Genomic DNA, 25,375 nt, shown 5'->3' with positions numbered 1-25,375 from the left:
TGAATATTTAGCCATTGCGATGAAATGCAAATACAAAGTTAACTTATGGCACCGAATGTGCTTAGTTTCGGCCAGTCGCTCGCGACTTCGATAACAACAATAACCCTTCCTTAAATTCAGAGGTAAATATGTTTAAGAAAATGTTAGTGACCATGTTCGGGCTTGCGCTGGCAGCTGTGTCGGCTTTGACTCCTGTCCATGCTGGTCTGGTAATTAAGCAGGATTTTTGGGGCAAAAATGCGGATAACAGCCTGGTGTTATTCGGGCAGCTGATTGTTGACCCAACTGAAGCTGTGCAGTGGAACGACAATATTTACAAGGCATACGGCTGGAAAAGCTTTAAGTTATTTGGTGTAGACGTTGCGACCCCGGCACCACTGTTTGAAGCAGAATTTGATATTAACAATCTCTACGCCGGCTTCACTTTCCTGACATTTGACGTCAGCGATCTGGGAAATCAATACAACTTCTTCGGTTTCCACGATGGTTTCCTGGATGTGGCTTTTTATGATTTAACGGATGCAACAAAAGCTTACAACGACCCTTCATCAGTAATTTTTACAGGTGAAGACGTGGTAGCGCCAGGTTCTCAGGCTGTCAGTGCGCCTGCATCTGCCGCGCTGCTGTTGATGGGTTTCGCAGGTTTGATGTTACGCCGCCGTCAGGCAGCCTAATCAACCAACTGTGGCCTTTACTGTCAAAATTATTTACAAAATATAATAAATAACCCGAAGACCAATTGTTAATAAAAATGCGCTAAAGCTACGTCTGTTCTACAAATGTAATTATATGTGACGTTTTGCTGAAAGAAATAACTGTCGAAATAATTGACAATCACTGTCAAAAATATCGAAAGCAGTGTGCAGCAGACTGATGACAACATAATGACAGCAAAAGAAAAATTGATGCAGCAAGCAGTTGGAACGGGAAATCCGGAGAATAAAATGAAATATTTACAATGTTCACGTTTAAGCGTGCTGGCGCTGGCGGTTGCGGCAGTTTGCCAGACGTCCGTCGTGCAAGCGGCAGGCTATGAAGTTCAAATTGATACCAGCAAACTGACAACGCCGGCTGAGTCACAGCAAATTGCTACTTATATCGTGCAGTTGGTTGGTAAATCCGGTGTCGAAAAAGCATCTGATTTAGGCCAGCTGACACCGAACAACGCTCAGGTCGGCAAAGCGCTGAACCTGTATGACGCTACCAATCCTCAGATCGTGGCGTACAACGCTGCACTAAAGCAACTGCAGGAAAAACTGGCAAGCCAGTACAGCAACACCGGTTTGATTTATTCATACACTCATACTTTTAACGGCTTTTCTGCCCGGATGACCGCAGAGCAGGCTGCTCAGCTGCGGATGCATCCTGAAGTCGTCGGCGTATGGGAAGATAAAGCAGAACAAGTGACCACTTCACGCACCCCGGCTTTATTAGGTCTGACCGGACCAGATGGTCAGCATACGCTGGGGATCAAGGGTGAAGATATTATCGTCGGTATCGTGGACACCGGTATTTCTCCAACGAATCCAAGTTTTGCCGACGACGGTTCTTATGCAGCGCTGGCTCGCTTTAAAGGTACTTGTGACAAAGGTCAGGATGCTGATTTTGCCTGTAACAATAAATTAATCGGCGCGCGTTATTTCAAAGAATCCTTCCAGTCTGTTTATGCCATCCAGCCGGGCGAATTTATTTCGCCACGCGATGCAGACAATCATGGCAGCCACACTGCCAGCACTGCTGCCGGTAACGCGAACGTTGCCGCCACTATCGCTGGTCAAAGCTATGGCAGTATCACTGGTATCGCACCACGCGCCCGTGTCGCTGTCTACAAAGCGTGCTGGAACAGCGACTACACCTCTCCGGCCGGGGTTAAAGAGCGTGGTTGTTTCTATGGCGATACCATGGCGGCCATTGATGCGGCAGTAGCCGATGGTGTGGATGTTATCAACTACTCGATTGGCGGTAGCCTGACTGACCTGACCACTATCGCTGTAGCCGCGAAATTGCGCGCAACGCAAGCCGGCGTTTTAGTCTCGGTTTCTGCCGGTAACGATGGCGGAAATAATACCATTGAGACTGTCGGTACGCCGGCGCCATGGGTTGTCAGCGTGGCGGCTTCTGGCTTCTCAGTCAATTCAATTGGCGTCAACAGCGGTCTGCCAGTATCCAAACAAACAGCGATTGAAGGCACAGTAACTAAGCCGTTAAATGTCACTGGCGCTGTCACCGGTAACGTCGTGATTGCACAACCTGCGTTGGGCTGTACTGCACTGACGAATGCTGCTGATGTTGCAGGAAAAATAGTGCTGATCCAACGTGGTACCTGTGGTTTCGCCGATAAAGTCCTGAATGCCCAAAACGCCGGTGCTTCAGCGATCCTCGCGTATAACAATGCAGCGGGAAATCCAATTGCGATGGGTGGTGCTGTGGTTGGCGGTGCAAACATCCCTGGTGTTATGGTCAGCCTGACTGATGGTACCAACATCGTTAATGCCATCAATGGCGGTGCTGTCGTGAATGTCACGATGGACCCGAACTTTGTCAGCAATGCCATGGCGGATTTCTCTTCTAAAGGCCCAAACAAAGCGACTTATGACATTCTGAAGCCGGATATTACTGCGCCAGGTGTCAATATCCTTGCTGCCGGCACGCCAACAACCTTCACTAAGCCAAAAGGTAATGATTTTACCTTCCTGTCTGGGACTTCAATGTCAAGCCCGCACATTGCTGGTATGGCCGCGCTGTTGATTGAGCAACATCCGGACTGGACGCCGGCGATGGTGAAATCAGCGCTGATGACCACTTCTCATCAAAACGTGACTAAAGCCAGTTCTTCTGTGCTGGCTGACCCGTTTGACTTTGGTGCTGGTCATGCTGCTCCGGTCAAAGCAATGGACCCGGGTCTGGTTTATGACGCCAGCGCTTTTGATTACTATGCGTTCCTGTGTGGCATTGGTAACAGCGCCTTTGTGAAGAGCGCATCTGGTTATAACTGTGCTGACTATGTGGCTGCCGGTTATCCGACAGATGCCAGCCAGCTGAACTACCCGTCAATCGCGGTATCTCAGTTAAAAGCGGCGAAAACTATTGTCCGTGTGGTGACCAACGTGGGTGGCAGCAATGCCAACTATCGTCCGGTAATTGAAGCACCAGCTGGTGTTACTGTTGAGTTCAAAACACTGAATGGCGCTGGTCAGCTCGCCGCTGCCAGCAGTTTAGATGTTCCGGCCGGTGGTAAAGCGGTTTACGCGCTGACTCTGACGCCGACCAGCAGTGCCGTGCTGAACAAATGGGCCTTTGGTAGCCTGACACTGACCGATGGTGTGCATAACGTACGCAGCCCGTTAGTGGTAAAAGTGATGGAGCCGGATGCCATTGTGGCGCCAGGTTCGTTAACCGCGCAGGTGCCTGCTGCAACAGGCCGCGTGTCGTTCACTGCTGACATGGCGTACTCAGGCGCGACTTCAGGTAAACTCTATGGTCTGTCACAGGCGTTTGGTACCAAAGCGACTATTAAACAAGACCCGGACAAAACCTTTGCGTTTAATGAAGCCAACTTAGGCACGCATATCCTGACGGTACCTGCCGGTACTCAGGTTGCACGTTTCACACTGCGTAACGGTCTAACCAACCTGCCAGCGCCGGATCTGGATCTGTACGTATATCGTTGTGTGGGCTGGAGCTGTTCATCAGTGGCGACTTCACAAAATGCTGAAGCCAACGAAGATGTGGTTCTGCGCAACCCAGCCGCAGCGAACAACTCGGCAAATGGCGACGTTTACATTGTTTGGGTACACCCACGTGATCTGAAAGGTGCGGCGAATGTGAACTACACGCTGGCTTACTGGATTGTCGACAAAGCCAATACTGCAACCAGTACGCTGACTGCAAGTACCCGAGCTGTGAAAGACCGTCCAAACGTGATCACTGTGTCGACCAAAAATCTGGTCCCTGGTGCATTACCATACATGGGCGTCGTCACTCTGCAGGATGCGACTGGTAAACCACGCACCTCGACCTTGCTGGAAGTATTCGCCAAATAAGGCTGAATAGAAACGAGTGAGAAAACAAAATCCCCCGCAAACAGCGGGGGATTTTTTTTGCGCAAAATGCGCTGAAGCCTCATTGAAATTAAAGTTTGCCGCTTGACTTCATTTGTTTTCAAACGTACATTTCAAACGTATGTTTAAATTCACTACTGATATGACCAGTTCCTGGTTATCGCCGGATATCAACGCTGTCTATGAGCAATAAACAAAGCACACAACTGAAGATCCTGGAAGCGGCAGAACAGCTTTTTGCCGATACCGGCTTTAGTGCCACCTCGCTGCGCCAGATCACCAGTCTGGCCGAAGTGAATCTGGCATCGGTCAATTATCATTTTGGTTCGAAAAAAGAATTAATCCAGGCGGTGCTGCAGCGTTATCTGGCGGTGTTAATGCCGCGACTGGATCAGGAATTTAATCGTTTACTGGCGGCGCAACAGCCGAATCAACTGACTACAGTGCTGTCGGTGTTTGTTGAACCCTTGCTGGAACTGAGTGCGGTACAACCGCAAGGCACCAGTACCTTTTTACAACTGCTGGGTCGCGGTTATACCGATGTGCAAGGCCACTTACGTTGGTTTTTTAATCATCATTATGGCCGTACCCTGGATAAGTTTGTCTTGCTGGTGCAGCAAAGCTGCCCGGCATTGCCGCCCAGTGAAATCTTCTGGCGACTGCATTTTTCGCTTGGCACTATCGTGTTTACCATGGCGTCGAATGTGGCATTAAAAGACATCGCTGCTGCCGACTTTAATGAACGGGTTGAAATCGATGGCGTGATTAAGCGCTTAATCCCATATCTGGCGGCCGGCATTGCCGCACCGTCAGCGGCATAATCTACTAAGAATTTGATAAATAATAACTGTTTAACCCTGCAGATCTGAGGAACACTTTATGTTGATTTTATTTGTGCTCATCGTTGCCCTGGCAGTGGTGTTAGGTGTGACCGATATCCGGCGCAACCTGATCACTAAGCCAATTTTCGCCATTTTCAAAAAAATTCTGCCGCCGCTGTCAGATACCGAGCGCGAGGCGATGGAAGCAGGGGACGTCTGGTGGGATGGTGAACTGTTTAAAGGTAAACCAGACTGGCAGAAGCTGCATCAAATTCCAAAACCGCAATTAAGTGCCGAAGAACAGGCCTTTATGGACAATGAAGTCGAGACGCTGCTGAAAATGCTCGACGACTACAAAATTGTGCAGGAACAACGTGATTTGCCGGCTGACGTGTGGAATTACATCAAAGCTAATGGCTTCTTCGCGATGATTATTCCTAAAACCTATGGTGGCCGGGAGTTCTCCGCTATTGCCAACTCGACTATCGTCTCGCGCATCGCGACCCGCAGTTTAACGGCGGCAGTGACCGTGATGGTGCCAAACTCGTTAGGCCCGGGCGAACTGCTGATGCACTACGGCACCCAGGAGCAAAAAGATCGTTGGTTACCAGGCCTTGCTGCCGGTAAAGAAGTGCCTTGTTTTGCCCTGACTGGCCCGGAAGCAGGTTCAGATGCCGGCGGTATCCCGGATACCGGCGTGGTCTGTAAAGGCCAGTTTGAAGGTAAAGAAGTTGTCGGCATCCGGTTAAACTGGGACAAACGCTACATCACACTGGCGCCGGTTGCCACTGTGCTGGGACTGGCCTTTAAACTGTATGACCCGGAAAATCTGCTCGGGGACAAAGAAGATATCGGTATCACTTGTGCGCTTATCCCAACTTCACATGAAGGCGTGTTAATTGGTGATCGTCACTTCCCGATGAATATGGCGTTTATGAACGGCACGACATACGGCAAAGACGTGTTTATTCCACTGGAATGGGTCATCGGTGGCCCGGCTTATGTTGGTCGTGGCTGGCGTATGCTGGTGGAATGTCTGTCGGCAGGCCGCGGTATTTCACTGCCGGCACTGGGCACTGCGACAGGCCATCTGGCGACACGGATGACTGGTGCTTACGCTTATGTGCGTCAGCAGTTTGGTTTGTCGATTGGTAAATTCGAGGGCGTGCAGGAATCTTTAGGCCGCATCGGCGGCCTGACTTACAGCTTAGAAGCGATGCGCGTGATGACAGCCGGCGCCATTGACCTGAAGTTAAGCCCGTCAGTAGTGACTGCTATTGCTAAATATCACATGACAGAAATGTCACGCACCTTACTGAACGACTCTTTTGATATCCATGCTGGCCGCGCGATCCAATGTGGTCCGAAAAACTATCTGGCACATGGATATATGGGCGTGCCAATCTCGATCACTGTTGAAGGCGCCAACATTCTGACCCGGAACCTGATGATTTTTGGCCAGGGTGCAACCCGTTGCCATCCATATGTATTAAAAGAGTTAGAAGCGGCGGCTAATCCGGACAGCGAAGCGGGCCTGAAGCAATTCGACGAGCTGTTGCTGAAGCATGTTGGTTTTGCGCTCGGTAATACCTTTGGTGCCTTGTTCCAAGGCCTGACCGGTGGCCTGCTGAACAGCTCGCCGGTCGCTGGTGAAACGGCGCAGTATTACAAACAACTGACGCGGATGAGTAATGGCCTGGCTCTGTCTGCCGACTTCTCAATGCTGATGTTAGGCGGTGATTTAAAACGCAAAGAGATGTTGTCGGCGCGTTTAGGCGACGTGCTGAGCCACTTGTATATTGCATCGGCCGTGCTGAAATTCTACGAAGACAATGGCCGTCAGGTCGCAGACTTGCCGTTTGTGCACTACAGCGTGCAGCGCAATCTGTATGAGATCGGCCGCGCCTTTGCCGGTTTCTTCAGCAACTTCCCGAACCGTCTGGTTGGTAAGCTGTTAAAAGGTCTGGTGTTCCCGTTTGGTATCAACTATCAGCTGCCGGATGACGAAATGGCCATGCAAATTTCTGATGCGCTGTTAAAACCAAGCGTGATCCGCGACCGTCTGACGCACCTGTGTTACTTAGGTGAAGGCGAAAACGACCCAACAGGTTCGATGGAGCAGGCATTCCTTGCTGTCCATGCTGCGCAGCCGCTGATGAAGAAAATCTTCCAGGCGCAAAAAGACGGCAAAATTGCCCGCAAACTGCCACTGGATGTGACTATCAACAAAGCCGCTGAACTCGGTGTGTTAAGCGCAGATGAAGTAGCACAGCTGGAGCAGATGAACAAACTGCGGTTTGCTGCTATCAGTGTTGACAGCTTTAAACCAGGTGAACTGGAAGCGCGCGCGCTGCAGGCGTAATAAATGCTTTGATGCAAAAAAAAAGGCGCCTCGGCGCCTTTTTTTATGCATGTTGGTGAAGCCTTGGCAATCAAGGCGGGATAACCACAGCGATAGCCTTCTGATGGCCTATCGGGTAAAGTAAATGCCTATTCCTGCATATAACCTCAAGAGATAACACACCGCATGTTTGGATCTGTCATGCTGGACCTGCAGGGTCCGGAAATTACTGCTGAAGAAATCGAATTGTTAGACCATCCGGCCGTTGGCGGGGTGATTTATTTTACCCGCAATTACCAGGACAAAGCCCAGCTGCGTGAATTAGTCCGCCGCACCCGCGCAGCCAGCCGGAACCCATTGTTGCTGGCAGTTGACCACGAAGGCGGCCGGGTGCAGCGTTTTCGGCCTGAATTTACTTTAATCCCGGCGATGGGGCAGATTTTGCCGGGCGCTGGCGGTGATTTAGCCAAGGCGCAGCAATATGCCACTGAGATGGCCTGGCTGATGGCGATGGAAGTGCTGACGCAGGATATTGATATTTCTTTTGCGCCCGTGGCTGATGCCTGGGGCGTCTGTGATGTGATCAGAAACCGGGCGTTTTCCGCCAACCCAACTGAAGTGATTGCGATGGTGCAGGCTTTTGCCAAAGGCATGCACAGCGCCGGTATGAAAACCACCGGCAAACATTTCCCTGGCCATGGTTCAGTGAAAGAAGATTCTCACCTGCAACTGCCGGTGGATAATCGCAGCCGCGAGGCCATTGAAGCGCTGGATTTGTTTATTTTCCGCGAACTGGCCAAAGCCGGTGCGCTGGACGCCGTGATGCCGGCGCATGTGGTGTATCCGGCGTTTTGTGATAAAGCTGCTGGTTTCTCCGATTATTGGCTGCAAACGGTGCTACGCGGCCAAATGCAGTTTGACGGGGTGATTTTCAGTGATGATTTAGGTATGGCGGGCGCGCATCAGGCCGGCAGTTATCAGCAACGCGCCGACGCGGCATTAACCGCCGGCTGTGACATGGTGCTGGTCTGCAATGACCGCAAAGGTGCTATCGAAGTACTGGATACTTTGCCACAGGCGTTCTGGCAGCACAGCAGCACCCGGCTTGGCAGGCTCAAACATCACAATACCACCACTGAAACGCAGCTGGCGCAAAGCCCGCGGTATCGCGAAGCCGTTGCACTGGCTGCACGCTTACGCGCAGTGGAAGTCACTGGCGGCGTGAGCTCCGCCGGTATCGTCGAGCGCACTTAAAGCATTTCCAAGGAATAAAATCGATGATTGAAACCCGCATTCCCGGTTTAAGCCTACGCCTGGCTACCGCCAATGATGTGCCACAGATTTTAAGTTTTATCCGCCAACTGGCCGAGTATGAAAAGTTGCTTGATATGGTGGTCGCCGATGAAGCCAAACTCAGTGCAACGCTGTTTGGTGACAAAGCTTTTGCAGAAGTGGTGATCGCCGACTATCAGGGCAAACCGGCCGGTTTTGCTTTGTTTTTCCATAATTATTCGACCTTCCTCGCCAAACCAGGCATTTATCTGGAAGATTTATTTGTCGACCCGGCGCTGCGGGGCCTTGGCATTGGCAAGGCGCTGATCACTTATCTGGCGACTTTAGCCGTCGAGCGTGATTGTGGCCGGCTGGAATGGTCGGTACTGGACTGGAATCAGCCAGCGATTGAGTTTTATCAGTCGCTGGGCGCGCAGATGCTACACGACTGGCGCATCAACCGGGTGACCGGTGAGACGCTGCAAGCCATGGCTGGTATGTTTCCGCGCTGAGTCTGGATAAAAAACGGGTGCCTTTGCAGCACCCGTTTTGTCATGTCACGCTAAGTTATTGGGTTAACCTTTAAAGCCAATAGCTTTGGCCAGTGCCATCACCGCTTTGAGTTGCGGGCCTTGTTGATTGGCATAATTGCCATCGGTGTAACCCCACCAGTCCCAGCAGCCGTTTGGATTAAAAGGCGCCATCGCACTTTTTTCGGTCTGCGGATATAACACCACCATGTTATTGCTGTCCGCCCATTCATTTAACCCTGTACCTTTGGCATAGGCATCGCCGACCGCGCCGGCATATTGTTTACAGCCATGAAAGCTGATGTGCAGAGTGCAACTAGCGCCTGTGGCACAGCTCTGCGGAATGTAGATATAACCGGTTTCACCTAAAGGCGCGGCGGTATCGCCGGCAAGGTCATGTTGTTTCAGGGGCAACAGTTGCCCGCTGGTTTTAGCTGCTTTGGCTTGTAAGTCCGGGTACAGATGGTTGAGCAGGGCACCGGCGGCATCATAACCACAAGCACCGAGATAGGGCGCTTCAGACAGCTCGCAGCCAGCACCAACATTGGCGGTCGGGAAATTGTGGCCAAAGGCTTTATCGCTGACATACTGCACTTTGGCGCCCAGCTGCTGATATTGCGTTGCTAAGGCGTCGCTGACTTTGCTGTGGACGGTTTTATCCGCCGTGCCGTGTAATAAAAACACCGGACTGTTTTTGAGGTGCGACAACGGCGCTATGGTACCGGCAGCGGCCTGCTGTTGCAGCAATGCAGCAGCTTTGGCCAGATCGGGGGCGCTGCTGTCTTTGTTAAAACAATGCTCAAGTGCGACTGCTAAAGAGTTTTGCGCACAGCCATAAGGCCCGGCAGCAATAATACCGGCGCCTGTGACTTTATCGCTAAAGGCCAGATGGAACTGATTGGCCATATAACCGCCGGAGGATAAACCGGAGACTGATAACTTTGGTGCCAGTTGCAGTGCGGGCAACTCAGTGGCTGACAGCTCAGCGGCGGACAGGGCGTCACTCAGCAGCAGACAGCTGGCAGTGAAAAGAGCGGAATAAACCGCGGTTCTGTTTTGCATAAAGGTCATCCCGATTAAAAAGATGTAATACGAAGCCACCGGCGGCTGGTGATAGTCTGAGCTTGTCGCGCTGTGCGCATTGCGTCAATAGTGCTTTGGTACAGTGCCGGATGTTATCGCCGCCAAATTGCTATCTGCTTGTCAGTACTCATAAAATTATGGGACTATCAATCAAAGTCTGAAAGCCGCAGGCTCATACAATGGAGTAGCAGATGGCACAACCCCAACAACGCGACGAACGCATCGATTTACTGCGTTTTATTGGCCTCGCCATGGTCATTCTGGCGCATGTTTATCCGCCGATGTGGGTCGCGCAGCTACGAAACTTTGACGTGCCGCTGATGGTGTTAGTGTCGGCGTTATCCTTTAGTGCTTCGGTCAAACAAGAAAGTTATGGTCAGTATGTCTGGGCGCGGGTGAAACGACTGGTGTTTCCGGTCTGGTTATTTTTGACGCTGTATTTCGCCGTGCAATGGGCTTTTGCTTACCCGCAGGCGTTGCCGGATTTTCAGAAGGTTTTACGCTCTTACACCATGATTGATGGCATTGGTTATGTCTGGGTCATCAGGGTGTTTTTACTGGTCGCTTTGCTGGCGCCTTTTATCTACCGTTTTCATCAACGTACGCCACAAAACAGCCAATATTTCCGTGTCCTGCTGCTGTGGTATCTGGCCTACGAAGTGGCGGTTGTAATGCTGTTGCCAGAGCTTTCCGGCATGAGTCGCACAGTGCTGCGCAACACGGTATTTGATGCTGTGCCTTTTGCTTTGTTGTTCGCCTTAGGTTTACGTATCCCTGCCATGCCCAAAGCAGAACTGTGGCGCTTATCAGTCCTGTTCACGGCAGTATTTTTGCTGTTTGCGCTGTGGTTTTTCTGGCAACAGGGCAGCTTTCAGCGGACGCAACTGTTTAAGTATCCGCCGCAACATTATTATCTGGCCTATGCGCTGATGTGTGCTTTTGGGCTTTGGCTGATGGCGGAGCCGCTGCTGAAACTCTTGCGCCGCAGCCGACTGATAGGTTTTGTGCTCTTTGCCGGCAGCAACAGCATCTGGATTTACCTGTGGCATATTTTCTTTTTGCAAATCATCGAACAAAGCTGGGGCCCAAAATACTTGCTGGTGTTTGCCTGCTCCGCGCTGGTCACCTGGGGACAGGTCACTCTTATTCAGCGCTATTGGTTACCTAAAGTCGAAAATGTCGCCGCTAAAAGGAATATCAGGGCGTTACTGACGGGTTAGCCTTGTCATTTTGCACTGACGAGCCCGCTGCTGCGGGCTTTGTTGTTTGGTGGGCGATGTGCTCAGCGATTTAGTGAGTTGTCCAATAACAAGGTGCAAAGTCGCGGTCCGATATTTCTGTGGCGATTTCATTGACAGCAGCCGCAGTGGCAACAATACTGAGGACAAATGAGACATTTGCCCGAGGTGTCGTATGCCTATTCCTGTAACCATCGCTGATGATTCGTTGTTATCGCGCAAAACGGTGCGCAAGGCGCTGCCGGCAGACTGGGATATTGACCTCACGGAAGTCTGTAATGGCAAAGAAGCGCTGGCGGCTGTTGCCGCGGGTAAAGCAGATGTGTTGTTTCTGGATTTAACGATGCCGGAACTGGATGGTTTTGCTGTACTGCGTGAATTACATGACCATCATGCGAAGACTGTTGTGATTGTGATTAGTGCGGATATTCAGCCACAAGCACGTAAACTGGTGGAGTCGTTAGGTGCTTATCGTTTCTTGTCGAAGCCGCTACAGCCCGAGCCGTTACGCCAGACGCTATCTGAGCTGGGGTTGTTATGAATCTGCAGCTGACAGAACTGCAGCGCGACGCGCTGCAAGAACTGATGAATATTTCGATGGGACAGGCTGCCAATGCGCTGGCGCAACTGATTGATGCCAAGATTACTTTGTCTATCCCAAAGATTTCGCTGGTGGGGGCGGCTGAGTTTCAGCAGATTTTCTGTACCGACCGATATTGGTTTACCCGTCAGTCATTTCTCGGCAGTGTCAAAGGCGAAGTGCTGACTTTACTGGCGCGCGCCGGTACTGAGACGGTCGGCGGTATACTCGATTACGCGCTGCCGCTGGATGATCGCAGTGAAAAAGAGTTACTGCTGGAGCTTGCCAACATCCTGGCTGGAGCCTGTTTGAGCGGCTTTTCAACGCAACTTGCCCTGCCGACCAAAGTCAGTATGCCGACGATGTTTCACGCGGAATTACGCCAGGCTGACAGTTTCCGCTGGTCCAGCACTTTATTGCTGGAAGTGGAGTTTCAGCTCGAAGGTACCGCTTTTGATTCACGGATTGTCATTTGCCTGGAACAACAGGCTGTTGCGGTATTGCTTGAGAAACTCAACAAGCTATTGGAGGACTGAGTCATGGACCTGACCGCTTTGCATGTCCAACTGAATAACCGGTTGCCGCTTGGCATTTGTCTCTTGAATGCAGAGTATCAAATCTTGTACTGGAACGATTTTTTCAGCGACCGCACCGGCCAAACAAGTGCCACAGCGCAAGGTCAGAGCCTGCTTGAGCTGTTCCCGCAGCAAGCCCGTTACCTGAAGAAAAAAATCGACAGTGTCTTCGTGCTCAATAACGCCAGTTTTTCTTATTGGGAACATCAGCCCCATGTCTTTCCGTTTTCCTCCAGCCGGCCTATCACTGGTGAAGAAACGCTGATGTATCAGAATATTGAGTTTTTGCCGGTTGAGTCTGAGGACAGCATAGTGCGGTCCATTTGTCTGGTGGTTCAGGATGTCACTGAGTTGGCGAGTTATTTTCTGGCCGAGCAACAGTTGGCTGCCCGATTGGAACAAGAACATGCAGAACTCAAAGCTTTGAATGACAAACTGTCGATGGCGCAAAGCCAGTTATTGCAGTCGGAAAAAATGGCTGCCATCGGTCAGCTCGCTGCCGGTGTGGCGCACGAGATTAATAACCCGGTTGGTTTTATCAGCTCCAACCTGCAGACCTTACAGGACTATGCCACGCGCCTGCTCAAGCTGACGGCTTTTTATGAAAAGGTGATCAGCAAAACCGGCAACGACACTTTTCTGGCGCTGCAGCGCGATACCCAACAGCGTCTGCAGTTTGATTTTGTCCGGCAGGATTTACCGGAGTTGTTAAGCGAATCCATCGACGGCATCGAGCGGGTTTCGGAGATTGTGAAAAATCTCAAAGCCTTCTCACATGTTGATAATGCTCAGTGGCAATATGCCAATCTGGTTGAGGGACTGGAAAATACCCTGAAAATTGCCGCCAATCAGCTCAAATATAAAGTCGAGATCCACCGTGATTTTGCGACAGATTTGCCGGAAGTATATTGCCAGCCGAATCAGATCAATCAGGTGTTTTTAAATTTATTGGTGAATGCCGCACAGGCAATGGCGCACAAAGGCCATCTGTATCTGCGCGCCTGGCAGCAGGACCAATCGGTCTGCGTGGAAGTGCGTGATACGGGCCCCGGCATTGCGCCTGAACATATGAGCCGTCTGTTTGAACCCTTTTTTACCACCAAACCGGTCGGCAGCGGCACCGGGCTTGGCCTGTCGTTATCTTACAGCATCGTAAAAAAACACCAGGGGGAGATTGAAGTTCGTTCCACGCCCGGTGAAGGTGCCAGTTTTACCATCATGTTGCCGGTGGCAGGCCCGGAGACTGAGGCGTCCGCAGTGCAATAAGCAATGCCGGGAATGCCTGTGGGATGGTGTCCTGTTGACGTAACTGCTGCGCCGCCTGCTGCGCCAGAGTGCTGATATCAGTCAGACCAAAACAGGCACTGGTGCCTTTGATCTGGTGTAACAACCGTGTCAGTGCGCTCAGATCTGCTGGTGCGCAGAGTTGTTCAAGCTGACTGGCAAGCAAAGGTAAACTCTGACGATACTCCTCAAGTAGTTCATCATCTGTGCTCAGCATCGGTTGCGGCAACACCTTAGCTGTGGCGGTAGCAGTAGCTGTCGCCACAGCTGGTGGATATTCGGCCTGGATCTCAGCCATGATGCCAAGCAGTTGCTGGCGGGCAAAAGGTTTACTCATACTACGGCAGAACAGTCCGGCCATGGCCCGGTGCGGGTCGTCAAAGACGTCAGCGCTGAGTGACAGGACAGGGGTGGAGATACCCAGAGCCCGGATCTGCTGCGTGGCCTGCGCACCGTCCAGTTCGGGCATTTGCTGGTCCATGATAATGAGGTCAAATGACTGTTGCCGGCACAGTGACACCGCCGCCTTGCCATCGGCGGCAAAGCTCAGTTGTAATGGCTGTTCAGCTAAATATGACGCCAGCAAAGCGCGAATGTCTGCAACATCGTCGACAATCAGCACGCGGGCAGGGAATAATTTGATTTCGGCAGCTGGCGTTGCGGTTTCAGCCAGCGTAACGGGCGCACCGACACTGAGTAAATGCGCCGGGATCTGCAAACTGAAGGTTGAGCCTTGACCGGGTTCACTGCTGACTGAGAGCTGAAATTGCATGGCGTCAGCCAGTTGCTTACTGATATAAAGCCCAAGCCCAGTGCCGCCAAAAGTGCGGCTGGTGCTGGTATCTGCCTGCGAAAATGCACTGAACAGCAGCGGTAGTTGCGCTTGGCTGATGCCAATACCTTCGTCCTGCACGCTGATACTGAGGCTTTGATCGGGGCCGGCTTCGGCGTTAAGGCGAATTTCGCCCTTGGCGGTAAACTTAATCGCGTTGCTGAGCAAGTTCAGCATAATCTGCCGTAAACGAAACGGATCGGCTTGCAGCCACATGCCTTGAGTCATCATCACGTTGAACTGCAATTGCAGACCTTTTTGACTGATAAGCGGAGCGATTTGCTGCTGCAGGCTAAGCAGAAACTGCTGCAAGGCAACTGGCTGAATATCGAGTTGCATTTTGCCTTCGTCGATTTTGGCGGTATCGAGAATATCGTCAATCAGCCGTTGCAGATGCAAGGTGTTTTGCATAATGCAGTCGATAGTAGGTTGTTGCTCTTGTTGCGCTTGCCGGCTCAGCTGTTCAATAAATCCTTTAATCACCGTGATGGGGGTGCGGATCTCATGGCTCATATTGGCCAGAAAACGGGTTTTAATTGAGGCCAGCTGCTGTGCCCGGTCGCGTTCTTTGCTGAGTTCTTCAGTGCGTTGTTGCACTCGTTGTTCCAATTCATTATTCAGCGTGACAATTTGTTGCATTGAATGCTGCATCGCCCGCCTCGATGCCCGCACCCGGTGTTGCATTTCACTGAGAGTGTTGGCCAGAGTTTCAATTTCTTCGGCCGATTGCTCAAAGATCAGTCGCGGTTTGGGCAGGTCGTCGGGTTGCCAGCCGGAGGCATTATCAGCCAGCTGTTCCAGGGCCCGGGTATAACGGCTGATAAAAGCACGTGACAGGGCGGTGATGGCTTCCAGTAACAGCAAGGCAACGAGCATCGCGACGGCCAGAAATAAATGGTAACGCTGCACAAAAATGTCAGTATCGATAAAATACTTCAGTTGCCACTGACCAGGCGTTACGGTGCGCAGCAGTAACAAGTGTGCGGCATTTTGCGTCAGCGTGACCGGGCCTGCACTGTTAAACCAGCTATAACGCAAATATTGCCGGGCCGCCGGATCTGATTGCGCGCTGACCGACCAGACCTGGCCGAGTGGACGTCCATCTGCAGTGCCCCAAATCTTTTTTTGCTGGCGGTCCAGCAACACCCGATGAGAAATATCGGTGTCCGTCGTTGTGATCGCTGCCGTCAGCGCTTTCAGATCAACAGAAACCTCCATGACACCTGCAAACGCCTTATCGCTGTGCAAGGGGATACTGACAGCAAAGAGCTGATCCTGACCGAGGTTGCGCCCCAAAAAGGTATCACTGATAAAAGGAAGACCATTTTTTTGCGGTTCAGAAAAATAAGGCCGGTCTGCCACATTGGTGCCTGTTCTGGCAGATTCTGGCAAGTCTGCCTTATAAAAATGCCGGACATTGCCATCGGTATCCGTCATTAAAGCAGAAATAAACTCAGGTCTTTGTTTGGTTAACAGCGGTAATACCTGCGCTGGCGATGCCAGTTGCAGCATATTGGCGGACAGCATCAGCTGAGTCTGATAGCTGGTCAGACGCTGACTGATCTGCTGCGCTAATTGATGTTGCTCGCTTTGATAGCGCAGCGATGCTCTGGATAAATCCAGCGCTGTTGCACCGTGCAGCACCAGCGCTATCAGTAATGTGGACGGAATACTGCTGTACATCGCGACCCGGTGTGACAGCTGCAGTGTTAACGACTGATGCTCAAGTTTATTGGCATAGGTCAGCGTCTCGAGGATTAACATCGCGCGTAAACAGAAGGCAAACACGGCAGTACTGAGACCACAGTGTAAAAATAGATAAAGCGGGTCTGCAGCAATTTTGGCCGGCGCCAGCAACGCAAATAACACAGCACAGGTGACGCCATACAATAGCACTGCGGCAATGCTGTGCTGACGTATCGCCCGGTTAAAACATAACAAAACGCCGAGCTGTAGCAGACTTGCCACAAATGCCAGGTTTTGATGCAGTGGCAGCAGAATGATACAAGCGGCCGGTATGGACCAGAGTAGTCCAAGCCGAAACAGGATCAGAAATAACGCAATATTTCCGACACTAAAAGGCACCACAAATGGTAAATCAACCGCAGTGATGTTGGCCAAAGCACCCAGAATGACCAACAGCAGCCAGTATTTAAACCGCTTGAGCGTCAGGGCTCTGCTGTGCCACACCATCAGCGTGCCTCCAGTACCGGCAGCCTTAATTCAAAGCAACTGCCGGCGCTGCCGGTGCTGGCCAGTGTCAGACTGCCGCCATGCTGCTCAGCGATGGCTCTGGACAGCGACAAACCGAGGCCTGTGCCCTGGCCAATAGGTTTGGTGGTGAAAAATGGCTCAAAAATATGCGCCACCACATCGTCAGTCATGCCATTGCCATTGTCGGCGATTTGCAGCAACCATTGCCCGGGCGCGGCTTGCAATATCAACCGGATCTGCCCTTTGCCATTAGTAATGGCCTGATTGGCATTCACCAGCAGATTCAGCAAGACCTGGCCCAGTTGAGTGGCATTACCGCGCGCCAGCGCCGGAGTATCCGGCAGGTCCAGCAGTAACTTCGCATTGTGTTTGACCTGAGTTTGCGCAATACGCACTGTGTCTTTGAGCAAAATACAGAGGTCGATGTCCTGCATGGTTTTTTCGTCGGGATGTGAGAAGGTACGCAAATTATTGATGATATCGCGCGCCCGTCTGGCACCTGCCAGCGATTCTTCTATCAGGTCCTGACTCTCGTGCCGGATGTAATCGAGTTGCAGCGTATTGGCTTGCGCCGAGAGCTCAGGATTTAGTGACACACTATGCCGGATAAAACTGTCGTATTGCGCCAGATAGTGTTTCAGCGTATTCAGATTGCAATAGATAAAACCCAGCGGATTGTTTAGTTCATGCGCGACCCCGGCGGCCAACTGGCCGATAGCGGCCATCTTTTCCTGGCGCAATAAGCTTTGTTCGATACGGTGTTGCTGTGCGCGCAATTTATCGCGTTCTTCCTGCAACTTGCGCTTTTCCAGCTGCGACAAAGTACTGGCGATAAAAGTGCTGAACGAACTTAATATGGCGGCACTATTTGCAGAAAATGCGCCGACCCGGTGAGACAGCAAAATCAGTGCATAGGCCGATTGCGGTGTATGCAGCGGATAGGTCAGGGCGGACTGATAACCTGCGGTCAGTGGCTGCAGGTGTTGTTGCCACCAGTCCAGCATCGACAGATTAAACAAGTTTAAGTCTTTGCAAAACAGCGGACAATTTGCGTCGACAACTATGTCGGCCGGAGTCAGCGTCGCCGGAGTGCTCGCCAGCACTTGCGCCGAGCTTTGGTTGTCGGCCAGTTGCAAAATCAGGATAGCGTCGTATTCAATAACATTGGTGACCACATCAAATAGTTTGCTGAACAAGGTGTCGTGCTGTTCCGACGACAATATCGCCGCCAGCCCCTTGCTGAGTAGTTCATTGAGCTGACGGAATTGCTCCAGTTGTTGTTTTTCGTAGGTCAGTTGCAGGATTTTTTCCTGCCAGAGTTCCGGCATCGTCATGATTGCTGCTCCTGATGTGGCTGGCCAAACAGCACCGCAGAAATCATCAGATTGCCATGGCGGTTGTAGCCGTCGGCAAAACAGCCTTGCTCGCCGAAAGTAAAAGCAACCAGATATGGTATGTCCGGCAGGGCTTCTAACAGCGATTGTTGCACCTGCTCAATATGGTCACGGATCACCAGCATACAACCGGCGCAATACACCAGCAGTGCAGCCGCCGGCTCGGTATCGTGGCGCAACCTTAAGTTATTGGCGGCAACCCTGACCACGTGGCTGGCACGGCGCACCAGTTGCTCTTTGGACCCCGACATTAAAGTAACGACTTCTCCGGGCTGTAGCTCCGACAAGGTTTCAATACTGCCATCCGGGTGGATGTGGGTCGGCAAACTGAGCAGGGAAAACGGAATATCGCGGGCGGTCAGTTGCCGGCCCAGTGGATAAAAGGTGCAGTCGCTAATGACCTGACCCGGCTGTTGTGCCGGCAGGCCATAGTGCTGCAGCCAGCCGTTGTAAACCTGCAACGCGTTCTGATGGTCAATTTCGACCACGCGCCGGCCACTGACTGCGGTCACAGTGCCATGAAAAGGCTGGTTACTATAGCCGCTGCTGAAATAACTGCTGATCGCCACAGTCGGGTATAACACCGCTATAACCAACAAATCGTTGGCAACTTGCTGGCCATCGAACTGGCACCAGGACGCCTGAACCTCATCATCGGCCGCACTGCCGCCCAGAATGGGAACTTGGTCGCCCACCACCTGCTGAATGCCGGCGATTATCTGTTCTTCAAAACCGGGCGCCTGCATACACCAGATCAGCGCCGGCAGCTCCGCCGGCCGGCCGGCCCGCGCAATCGCCGTTTGTATTGTCGTGGCCGCCTGTTGCGTGATAAGGCCCTCGGTTTGCGCGACACTGGCGACGCCGTAACTTCCTGCGGGATCTGTGATCGCCAGCAAGCTCAGGCGCCGGTCCGCACTTTGATCCACGCCTGCCGTTGACGCAGCGCCAATACAGGAACTGCAGGCAATCCAGTTCTGTGAATACTGCTGTGCTCTGTTCAAGCCTCTGAGCGCCTGCATACTGGCGACATTGCCGCTGGCTATCAATAAACTGGCCGGCTCATCGGCAAATGCCGATTGCAGCGCGGTGGTCAGTGTCTGGCTGTTACTGGCATCGATCTGTAGCAATTTAAACATCATTTATTCCTCTTCCGCCTGGTCCAGCGGTGAGATCTGATCGACCGGCACCTGTAAACTTTCTTTATGCTTCAGCTCATAGCGCGCGAGGCTATCGATGATAGCCGGGTCCAACAGTTGGCCTTTGGGTAACAACAGGATTTTTTTATTGTTATATAAGTTGTGTTTTAAGCGCATGCCCGGCTGCAGTTCAGCGACTGTCAGGCCATGATGTTCCTGTTCAGAGCCAAGCCGCATGCCGGTATGCACCAGCGTCGACAAGGCAATCACTACTTCGGGGTCGTACCAGGTGCCTTGTTGCCGGCGGATCTGTTCCAGCGCTTCATCAAATGTGTGTTTGTGTGGGCTCAGCCGCTGAAACACAAATAACCAGAAGTCCCGTGCGACCGCCAGAATGCGCGCGTTCTGGCATATATCAGTGCCCACTTTGTGTTGCGGTTCACCGCTGCCGTTAAAACGCTCATATTGCTCGGCAATCGCCTCTTTGACCGCCTGTAAATGCACGGCTGGGCGAAGGATTTCTTCAGCATATTGCGGATGTTGCAGGTATTGACTGCGCTCCTGCGGCGTCAGCTTGTAGTAGGGGGTGCCTTGTAAATTGGTCGGTAAACCTAATTTACCGAGCTCGGAGAACAGCCCGGCCTGACGTAATTGCAGGCGCTGAAGCTGCTCAAGTCCCAGTTGCCGGCCCAGTGCGGCGCAGGTCTGGCTGACATTTAACGCGAATTCGCCGGATAAGGCCGGATCACTGCTTAAAATGTTGTATAACACTTCCAGCGCCGCTTTATGGTCCAGTTCGAGTTGCTGCACCAGATCTTTTAATTGCGCCAAGGTTTTTTTCAGCTGCAAGGTACGATGTTGCACCATCTCTTCCAACTGATGGTTCAGTGCCTTAAGCTGCTGATTTTGCTTAGCAACTTGGGCGGTTAACTGTTTATTGGCGCGGATCAGCCGGTACATTTGCAGGCCTTCGTCGACCAGCGTCAGCAGTTCCTGATTGTTCCAGGGCTTTTGCACATAACGGTGGATTTTGCCGAGGTTAATCGCCTGTACCGTGGAGGCGAGGTCGGCATAACCGGTCATCAGAATGCGGTAACAATCCGGTTGTAGCTGTGCCGCCTGGGCTAAAAATTCAGCGCCGTTCATTTCCGGCATCCGCATATCGCTGATGATGACCTCTACTCTGAGCCGTTGCATCAGTTCAAGTGCCTGCCGGCCACTGCCGGCAAGTTCGAGTTGGTAGGGGTGGCCGACAAATAGTCGTTGTAACGACTTCAGGATGCCGGGTTCATCATCGACACACAACAACACCGGAAGCGCTTGCGCAGAGTTAGTCGCCATATGCAGTCCTGAAATATCTCATTTGTCGCATTTGTCTTTAAGAGCAAATGTATGCTATACCATGCAGAAGTCAAGTTGGCAGAACAGGAAAGCCTGATGAAAACTTTGAAGCCCGGTGAAATTGCCGCTTATTGTGATGTACATCACCGCACGGTTAGCCGGTGGATCGCCAACGGCCAGCTGAAAGGGCATAAATTACCCGGTCGTGGCAATTATCGGGTGTTGCTCGATGACTTCATCCGGTTTTTACAACAACAGCAGATGCCGATGCCGCAAGACCTGATCGACACCGGACAAGCCATGCAAACGCCAGTACCCCATGCGGCGCTGTCGGCCCGGATACTGGTGATTGACGATGAACTGTCGTACCGCAATGCAATTCGCCGGGTGTTGTTCGGCGCCGGTTATCAATTAGATTTTGCCGCCGATGGTTTTCAGGCCGGCGTGAAAATCAGCACCGGTAAGCCGGATTTGATTACACTCGATTTATCGATGCCAGGCCTCGATGGTTTTGAAGTGCTGAGTTTTATCCGCCAGCAGCCAGAGCTGGCGGCGGTGCGTATTCTGGTGATCTCAGGCCTCGGGCCTGAAGAGCTGGCCAAAGCGCGGACGTTAGGCGCCGATGCCACGTTACCTAAACCTTTTGACAATGAGCAGCTGTTACAGCTGGTGCAGCAGCTGCTGCACACAGGAGCGGATGATGCCGAATAAAGTCCTGTTGGTTGACGATGAAGTATCCATTCTCAAGGCGCTGGATCGTTTGCTGACGCGTTCAGGTTATCGGGTGTTTACGGCAACCAGCGGGGCTGAAGCGCTGCAGGTGCTGCAGCAGAATAATTGTCAGGTCGTGATCTCCGACTACCGCATGCCGGAAATGAACGGCGCTGAATTGCTGGTCAGAGTCAAACGTTTATATCCGGAATCGGTGTGCCTGGTGCTGAGCGGCTTTTCTGATTTCCAATCGGTGTTGCAATTGCTCAATTCCGGCGCTGCGTTCCGGTTTTTGCAAAAACCGTGGGAGGATGACCAGTTACTGGCTGAAATTGGTGCGGCGTTTCGGCTCTATCGCCATCAGCGTAGTGAGCGGGTGCGCAATCAATTACTGATCGCCGGCAATGGCGCTTTACTGGAACTCAGCCCGGAAGCAGTGATCCTGCGCAGCAATGGCGCCGCACAACAGCTATTGGGACAAAATGCGGCTGGCCTGACCGGCAGCTTGTTTGAGCAGTGGTTTCATCTAAACGACAGCCAGCAGCAGGCATTTTTACAGGACATCCACGGCTCGATGGATGTGCAAGACCAAAACGGTGAGGCCTTTGAACTGCACGTGCAGTATCAGGACGCCGAAGCCACGTTGGTCGGTTTTAAACGCCTGCAGCAACAGGATGGCCCGGCCGCCATTTATACCTCAGGCCTGATGGACCAGCATGCGGTGTTGCAGCAACTGGACGCGTTATTGGCGCTGCAGCGGCCTTTTGCTGTGGCGGCAGTGCGGCTAAAAAACTTCAGTGATTGGGCGGATATGCTCGGTTTTGCCGAAGCAGGCCAGCTGTTTGAAACTATCAGTCAAATTTTAATGCAAGCCTGCCGCCCTTATGGTTCGCTGGCTTATCTGGCTAATGAGTTGTTTATTCTGACGTTACCGGATGCGCCGGACGAAGTCAGCGTGCACCAGCAGCTGACCGATTTGCTGCACAAAGTGCGCCTGCAACTGGAGCATCAGGCGACGGCGCTGCGGCCACAGTTTACCGTCAGCTACTGTATGGCACCTGAGGATGGCGACAGTGCAAAAGTGCTGTTAAACAATGTGTTAACCAGTAACCGTATTCATCTGCATAGCCCACATGCCTTTTTTATGCGTTTTTCCGCTGGTGTGGCAGATAAAAAACGCCAGCAACTGCGCATCAGTGACGCGCTGTATCGCGCAGTAGAGCACGAGCAATTCGAATTGTATTACCAGGCCAAACTGGATTTGCACCGCAACATCATCGACAGCTGTGAGGCGTTATTGCGCTGGCGGCACCCCGAACTTGGCTTAGTATCACCAGCTTTGTTTATTCCAATTGCCGAGCACGATGGCCAGATCATTGAGATTGGCCTGTGGGTGATGCGGCAGGCTTGTCTGACTGCCGCGCGCTGGCGTCAGGAACAACAGCCACTGGCGCGGATGGCGGTGAATATCTCAGGTGTTCAGCTGGCGCAAGTTGATTTTATCGCGCAGGTGCAGCGTATTTTCAGTGAAACCGGCGTCGACCCGTCGATGCTTGAACTGGAGCTGACCGAATCCTGGATGATGCAGGATTTAGCCCAGAGTGCACAGGCGTTGCAGGCGCTGAAATCGCTGGGGGTGCGCATTGCAATTGACGATTTTGGCACCGGTTATTCCTCTTTGGCTTATTTATCCCGCTTGCCGGTCGATGTGCTGAAAATTGACCGGTCTCTCATTCAGGATCTGGAAGCCAATATCAACACCCAAAGTCTGGTCAGCAATATTTGCCGGATGGCACATGCACTGCAGGTGGAAGTAGTGGTTGAAGGGGTCGAAACGGTTGAGCAACTGCAGATGCTGCGTGACATGGGCTGCGACCTGGCGCAGGGCTATCTGGTGGCCCGGCCTGTGGCTGAAGCAGAGTTTCTGGCACAGGTCAGGGCGTCGGATCCCGTCATAGGAGCAGACTGATGAATGATAAACCAGTTGTATTGTTTATCGATGATGACAGTTTTATGCTCAAAGCACTGCTGCGGGCAGTGCTACGGTTGCGGCCGGGTTGGCAATATTTCCTCTGCCAGGACGCCCAGCACTGGCCCAGTGCTTTGCCACCCGGGCTGATGCCTGATTTAGTGATTAGTGATTTTCTGATGCCTGACCTCAACGGCGACATGGTGCTGTCGCAAGTGATGGCTTTGTATCCGCAGTCAGTGCGGGTGTTAATGACCGGAGATACCACTGAAGAAGTGGTCAGCAGTGTCAGTGTGCAGGCGCATTTTGTGCTGAGTAAGCCATTCAGCGAGCATGATCTGCAGGATTTATGCGGTTGTATTGACCGGCTGCGGTTGTTGCATTTACCGGAAGACTTACGCCGTAAATTAGGCACCGGCGATAATTTGCCGGTGCTGCCGGCGTTGATCCAGCAGTTGCGCCAGGCTTTGACGGCGCCAGAGCCGGATTTTGACCGGATAGTTGATTTGATTGCCCACGAGCCGGTGATCGCTGCGCGGCTGATGCAGTTGGCAAACTCGGCGTTTCTCGGTTATAGCCGCGCGACGCACTCTTTGTCCGAAGCGCTGATGCGGCTTGGCCTACGTCTGGTGGAAGCCATTGTCACTTTGATGGCGGTAGAACAGTCGGTTGGCAGCCAGCAGCAGGGCGGTGAACACCGGCACCTCAGCGAGCGGGCATTCCAGCTCGCCGGTACAGTGCGGCAACTGGCGCAGGCGGCGTTATTGTCAGCTGATCAGCAGGACGTGCTGTATGTGTCGGCGTTATTAAGTGCGCTCGGACCACTGAGTAAATTGCAGCTGCTCGCCGGTGGTGGTCCTGCAGTGCCGGCAACTATCCATGGCGTTGGCAGTGATAGTGTCATGACAGTGTATTTACTGACTATGTGGGGTTATCCGGCCGAATTGTGTGATTTGGAACTGGCGATGTGCAGTCAGGGCCAAACACCGGATCCGGCGGATTTACGGCCCTTTATTTTGTTTATTGCCCGCCAATATCAGCTCGGCTGCAGCCGGGACTATCTGCTGCAGATAGCAAGGCTGGTGGCTCATCCTGGCCTGCAGCAGGCGCTGAAACAACTACCGCCGCCGGGCGGCAGCGCTTAGAAATCACTGCGACTGTGCCGCTCTGGTAGTTGCAGTTCTTCCGGCCCCCAGTTGCGGTTGACCCTGAAGCCACGTTGTACGGCAGGCCGTGCTGCGATGCGTGCTGCCCAGGCTTGCAGCTGTGGGTATTCATGTACCGCGAGAAACTCTGCCGCGTTATACAGCTGCCCTAATACTAGCTGGCCGTACCAGGGCCAAATGGCGACATCGGCAATGCTGTAGCTATGGCCGGCGATAAAGGGCTGCTGCGCTAATTGCCGCTCTAACACATCGAGCTGGCGTTTGGTTTCCATCGCATAACGATCAATCGGATATTGGTACTTTTCCGGCGCATAGACATAAAAATGGCCAAAACCGCCGCCGACAAAAGGCGCACTGCCCATTTGCCAAAACAGCCAGTTCAGAATTTCGGTGCGCTCAGCGCTGGTGTTACCGAGCAACACGCCAAATTTTTCTGCCAGATAAAGCAAAATCGAGCCGGATTCAAACAAGCGGGTCGGCGGGTTGCTGCTGTAGTCCAGCAGCGCCGGAATTTTACTGTTGGGATTGATGGCGACAAAATCACTGCCAAACTGTGCACCACTGCGGATATCAATCAGCCAGGCGTCGTAGTCAGCGGCGTCAAAGCCAAGCTCCAGCAGCTCTTCCAGCATCACCGTGACTTTGATGCCGTTTGGTGTCGCCAGCGAATATAGCTGCAGCGCATGCTGGCCGCGTGGCAAGGTGGTTTGGCTGCGGGCGCCGGCGGTGGGTCTGTTGATACCAGCAAAGGCGCCGCCATTTTCATTGTCAAATTGCCAGACTTTGGGTGGAATGTATGAAGACGTGGTCATAGGAAAACTCCGGTG

General features: G+C 52.4%; 19 protein-coding genes. 13 read left to right on the top strand and 6 right to left on the bottom strand.

Translation table 11 applies throughout. The features are described 5' to 3' along the window. The first annotated feature begins 128 nt into the window (after positions 1–128). From ABNT34_RS13325 to ABNT34_RS13300, 6 genes are all read left to right on the top strand, one after another. Positions 129–674, top strand: coding sequence for a hypothetical protein (locus ABNT34_RS13325; protein WP_348732406.1), 546 nt, complete (start codon positions 129–131; stop codon positions 672–674). Between the two features lie 270 nt (positions 675–944). Then, positions 945–4,043, top strand: a complete 3,099-nt coding sequence (locus ABNT34_RS13320) for a S8 family serine peptidase (protein WP_348732404.1) — start codon at positions 945–947, stop codon at positions 4,041–4,043. A gap of 200 nt (positions 4,044–4,243) precedes the next feature. Continuing rightward, entirely contained in the window at positions 4,244–4,882 is a 639-nt protein-coding gene (locus ABNT34_RS13315) for a TetR/AcrR family transcriptional regulator (RefSeq protein WP_348732402.1), read from the top strand. 58 nt (positions 4,883–4,940) lie between these two features. After that, positions 4,941–7,244 carry an acyl-CoA dehydrogenase gene (locus ABNT34_RS13310; protein WP_348732400.1) on the top strand — a complete coding sequence of 768 codons (2,304 nt, stop codon included), beginning with the start codon at positions 4,941–4,943 and terminating at the stop codon, positions 7,242–7,244. A gap of 165 nt (positions 7,245–7,409) precedes the next feature. Beyond that, positions 7,410–8,477, top strand: a complete 1,068-nt coding sequence (gene nagZ / locus ABNT34_RS13305; RefSeq protein ID WP_348732398.1) for a beta-N-acetylhexosaminidase — start codon at positions 7,410–7,412, stop codon at positions 8,475–8,477. A 23-nt stretch (positions 8,478–8,500) separates the two neighbouring features. Further along, positions 8,501–9,007: a GNAT family N-acetyltransferase gene (locus ABNT34_RS13300; RefSeq protein ID WP_348732396.1), complete on the top strand. Its 507-nt coding sequence runs from the start codon at positions 8,501–8,503 to the stop codon at positions 9,005–9,007. Between the two features lie 63 nt (positions 9,008–9,070). Here ABNT34_RS13300 and ABNT34_RS13295 read toward each other — a convergent pair whose 3' ends face one another. After that, positions 9,071–10,087: a PHB depolymerase family esterase gene (locus ABNT34_RS13295; RefSeq protein ID WP_348732394.1), complete on the bottom strand. Its 1,017-nt coding sequence runs from the start codon at positions 10,085–10,087 to the stop codon at positions 9,071–9,073. Positions 10,088–10,299: 212 nt separating this feature from the next. Here ABNT34_RS13295 and ABNT34_RS13290 point away from each other — a divergent pair, with 212 nt between their 5' ends. From ABNT34_RS13290 to ABNT34_RS13275, 4 genes are all read left to right on the top strand, one after another. Beyond that, positions 10,300–11,328 carry an acyltransferase gene (locus tag ABNT34_RS13290; protein ID WP_348732392.1) on the top strand — a complete coding sequence of 343 codons (1,029 nt, stop codon included), beginning with the start codon at positions 10,300–10,302 and terminating at the stop codon, positions 11,326–11,328. A gap of 193 nt (positions 11,329–11,521) precedes the next feature. Next, positions 11,522–11,887 (top strand): response regulator, encoded by a 366-nt coding sequence (locus ABNT34_RS13285; protein WP_348732390.1) that lies wholly within the window; start codon positions 11,522–11,524, stop codon positions 11,885–11,887. Beyond that, entirely contained in the window at positions 11,884–12,462 is a 579-nt protein-coding gene (locus tag ABNT34_RS13280) for a chemotaxis protein CheC (RefSeq protein ID WP_348732388.1), read from the top strand. The genes ABNT34_RS13285 and ABNT34_RS13280 overlap by 4 nt, the downstream gene beginning before the upstream one ends. 3 nt (positions 12,463–12,465) lie before the next feature. Next, entirely contained in the window at positions 12,466–13,767 is a 1,302-nt protein-coding gene (locus ABNT34_RS13275; protein ID WP_348732386.1) for an ATP-binding protein, read from the top strand. On the opposite strand, the gene ABNT34_RS13270 is transcribed toward ABNT34_RS13275, so the two are convergent. Genes ABNT34_RS13270 through ABNT34_RS13255 form a run of 4 tightly spaced genes read right to left on the bottom strand, consistent with a single transcriptional unit; the run spans position 13,718 to position 20,702 of the window. Further along, on the bottom strand, positions 13,718–16,810 hold the full coding sequence (locus ABNT34_RS13270) for an ATP-binding protein (protein ID WP_348732384.1): 3,093 nt from the start codon (positions 16,808–16,810) through the stop codon (positions 13,718–13,720). The two genes, ABNT34_RS13275 and ABNT34_RS13270, sit on opposite strands and share 50 nt — an antisense overlap. Next, positions 16,810–18,165: an ATP-binding protein gene (locus ABNT34_RS13265; protein WP_348732382.1), complete on the bottom strand. Its 1,356-nt coding sequence runs from the start codon at positions 18,163–18,165 to the stop codon at positions 16,810–16,812. The genes ABNT34_RS13270 and ABNT34_RS13265 overlap by 1 nt, the downstream gene beginning before the upstream one ends. Beyond that, on the bottom strand, positions 18,162–19,361 hold the full coding sequence (locus ABNT34_RS13260) for an FIST N-terminal domain-containing protein (RefSeq protein ID WP_348732380.1): 1,200 nt from the start codon (positions 19,359–19,361) through the stop codon (positions 18,162–18,164). The genes ABNT34_RS13265 and ABNT34_RS13260 overlap by 4 nt, the downstream gene beginning before the upstream one ends. 3 nt (positions 19,362–19,364) lie before the next feature. Next, on the bottom strand, positions 19,365–20,702 hold the full coding sequence (locus ABNT34_RS13255) for an HD domain-containing phosphohydrolase (RefSeq protein ID WP_348732378.1): 1,338 nt from the start codon (positions 20,700–20,702) through the stop codon (positions 19,365–19,367). A gap of 96 nt (positions 20,703–20,798) precedes the next feature. Here ABNT34_RS13255 and ABNT34_RS13250 point away from each other — a divergent pair, with 96 nt between their 5' ends. The 3 genes from ABNT34_RS13250 to ABNT34_RS13240 are packed head-to-tail and all read left to right on the top strand — an operon-like array spanning position 20,799 to position 24,527. After that, positions 20,799–21,413: a response regulator gene (locus ABNT34_RS13250; RefSeq protein WP_348732376.1), complete on the top strand. Its 615-nt coding sequence runs from the start codon at positions 20,799–20,801 to the stop codon at positions 21,411–21,413. Continuing rightward, entirely contained in the window at positions 21,403–23,382 is a 1,980-nt protein-coding gene (locus ABNT34_RS13245; protein ID WP_348732374.1) for an EAL domain-containing protein, read from the top strand. The genes ABNT34_RS13250 and ABNT34_RS13245 overlap by 11 nt, the downstream gene beginning before the upstream one ends. Further along, complete coding sequence (locus ABNT34_RS13240; RefSeq protein ID WP_348732372.1) at positions 23,382–24,527, top strand: HDOD domain-containing protein; 1,146 nt, start codon at positions 23,382–23,384, stop codon at positions 24,525–24,527. Before ABNT34_RS13245 ends, ABNT34_RS13240 begins: the two co-directional genes overlap by 1 nt. Here the strand turns inward: ABNT34_RS13240 and yghU are convergent. Continuing rightward, positions 24,524–25,360, bottom strand: coding sequence for a glutathione-dependent disulfide-bond oxidoreductase (gene yghU, locus ABNT34_RS13235; protein ID WP_348732371.1), 837 nt, complete (start codon positions 25,358–25,360; stop codon positions 24,524–24,526). The two genes, ABNT34_RS13240 and yghU, sit on opposite strands and share 4 nt — an antisense overlap. Between the last annotated feature and the right edge of the window lie 15 nt (positions 25,361–25,375).

The sequence above is a fragment of the Rheinheimera texasensis genome, assembly GCF_964031785.1.
GTDB lineage: Bacteria > Pseudomonadota > Gammaproteobacteria > Enterobacterales > Alteromonadaceae > Pararheinheimera > Pararheinheimera texasensis_A.
The sequence above is the reverse complement of the archived record's forward strand: the minus strand, read 5'-3'. Positions and strand labels throughout refer to the sequence as shown.

What these genes read in the sequence shown, in the direction of transcription:
- ABNT34_RS13325 (WP_348732406.1), top strand. Translation starts at nt 129, where the DNA reads ATGTTTAAGAAAATGTTAGTGACCATGTTCGGGCTTGCGCTGGCAGCT.
- ABNT34_RS13320 (WP_348732404.1), top strand. Translation starts at nt 945, where the DNA reads ATGAAATATTTACAATGTTCACGTTTAAGCGTGCTGGCGCTGGCGGTT.
- ABNT34_RS13315 (WP_348732402.1), top strand. Translation starts at nt 4,244, where the DNA reads ATGAGCAATAAACAAAGCACACAACTGAAGATCCTGGAAGCGGCAGAA.
- ABNT34_RS13310 (WP_348732400.1), top strand. Translation starts at nt 4,941, where the DNA reads ATGTTGATTTTATTTGTGCTCATCGTTGCCCTGGCAGTGGTGTTAGGT.
- nagZ (WP_348732398.1), top strand. Translation starts at nt 7,410, where the DNA reads ATGTTTGGATCTGTCATGCTGGACCTGCAGGGTCCGGAAATTACTGCT.
- ABNT34_RS13300 (WP_348732396.1), top strand. Translation starts at nt 8,501, where the DNA reads ATGATTGAAACCCGCATTCCCGGTTTAAGCCTACGCCTGGCTACCGCC.
- ABNT34_RS13295 (WP_348732394.1), bottom strand. Translation starts at nt 10,087, where the DNA reads ATGCAAAACAGAACCGCGGTTTATTCCGCTCTTTTCACTGCCAGCTGT.
- ABNT34_RS13290 (WP_348732392.1), top strand. Translation starts at nt 10,300, where the DNA reads ATGGCACAACCCCAACAACGCGACGAACGCATCGATTTACTGCGTTTT.
- ABNT34_RS13285 (WP_348732390.1), top strand. Translation starts at nt 11,522, where the DNA reads ATGCCTATTCCTGTAACCATCGCTGATGATTCGTTGTTATCGCGCAAA.
- ABNT34_RS13280 (WP_348732388.1), top strand. Translation starts at nt 11,884, where the DNA reads ATGAATCTGCAGCTGACAGAACTGCAGCGCGACGCGCTGCAAGAACTG.
- ABNT34_RS13275 (WP_348732386.1), top strand. Translation starts at nt 12,466, where the DNA reads ATGGACCTGACCGCTTTGCATGTCCAACTGAATAACCGGTTGCCGCTT.
- ABNT34_RS13270 (WP_348732384.1), bottom strand. Translation starts at nt 16,810, where the DNA reads ATGGTGTGGCACAGCAGAGCCCTGACGCTCAAGCGGTTTAAATACTGG.
- ABNT34_RS13265 (WP_348732382.1), bottom strand. Translation starts at nt 18,165, where the DNA reads ATGACGATGCCGGAACTCTGGCAGGAAAAAATCCTGCAACTGACCTAC.
- ABNT34_RS13260 (WP_348732380.1), bottom strand. Translation starts at nt 19,361, where the DNA reads ATGTTTAAATTGCTACAGATCGATGCCAGTAACAGCCAGACACTGACC.
- ABNT34_RS13255 (WP_348732378.1), bottom strand. Translation starts at nt 20,702, where the DNA reads ATGGCGACTAACTCTGCGCAAGCGCTTCCGGTGTTGTTGTGTGTCGAT.
- ABNT34_RS13250 (WP_348732376.1), top strand. Translation starts at nt 20,799, where the DNA reads ATGAAAACTTTGAAGCCCGGTGAAATTGCCGCTTATTGTGATGTACAT.
- ABNT34_RS13245 (WP_348732374.1), top strand. Translation starts at nt 21,403, where the DNA reads ATGCCGAATAAAGTCCTGTTGGTTGACGATGAAGTATCCATTCTCAAG.
- ABNT34_RS13240 (WP_348732372.1), top strand. Translation starts at nt 23,382, where the DNA reads ATGAATGATAAACCAGTTGTATTGTTTATCGATGATGACAGTTTTATG.
- yghU (WP_348732371.1), bottom strand. Translation starts at nt 25,360, where the DNA reads ATGACCACGTCTTCATACATTCCACCCAAAGTCTGGCAATTTGACAAT.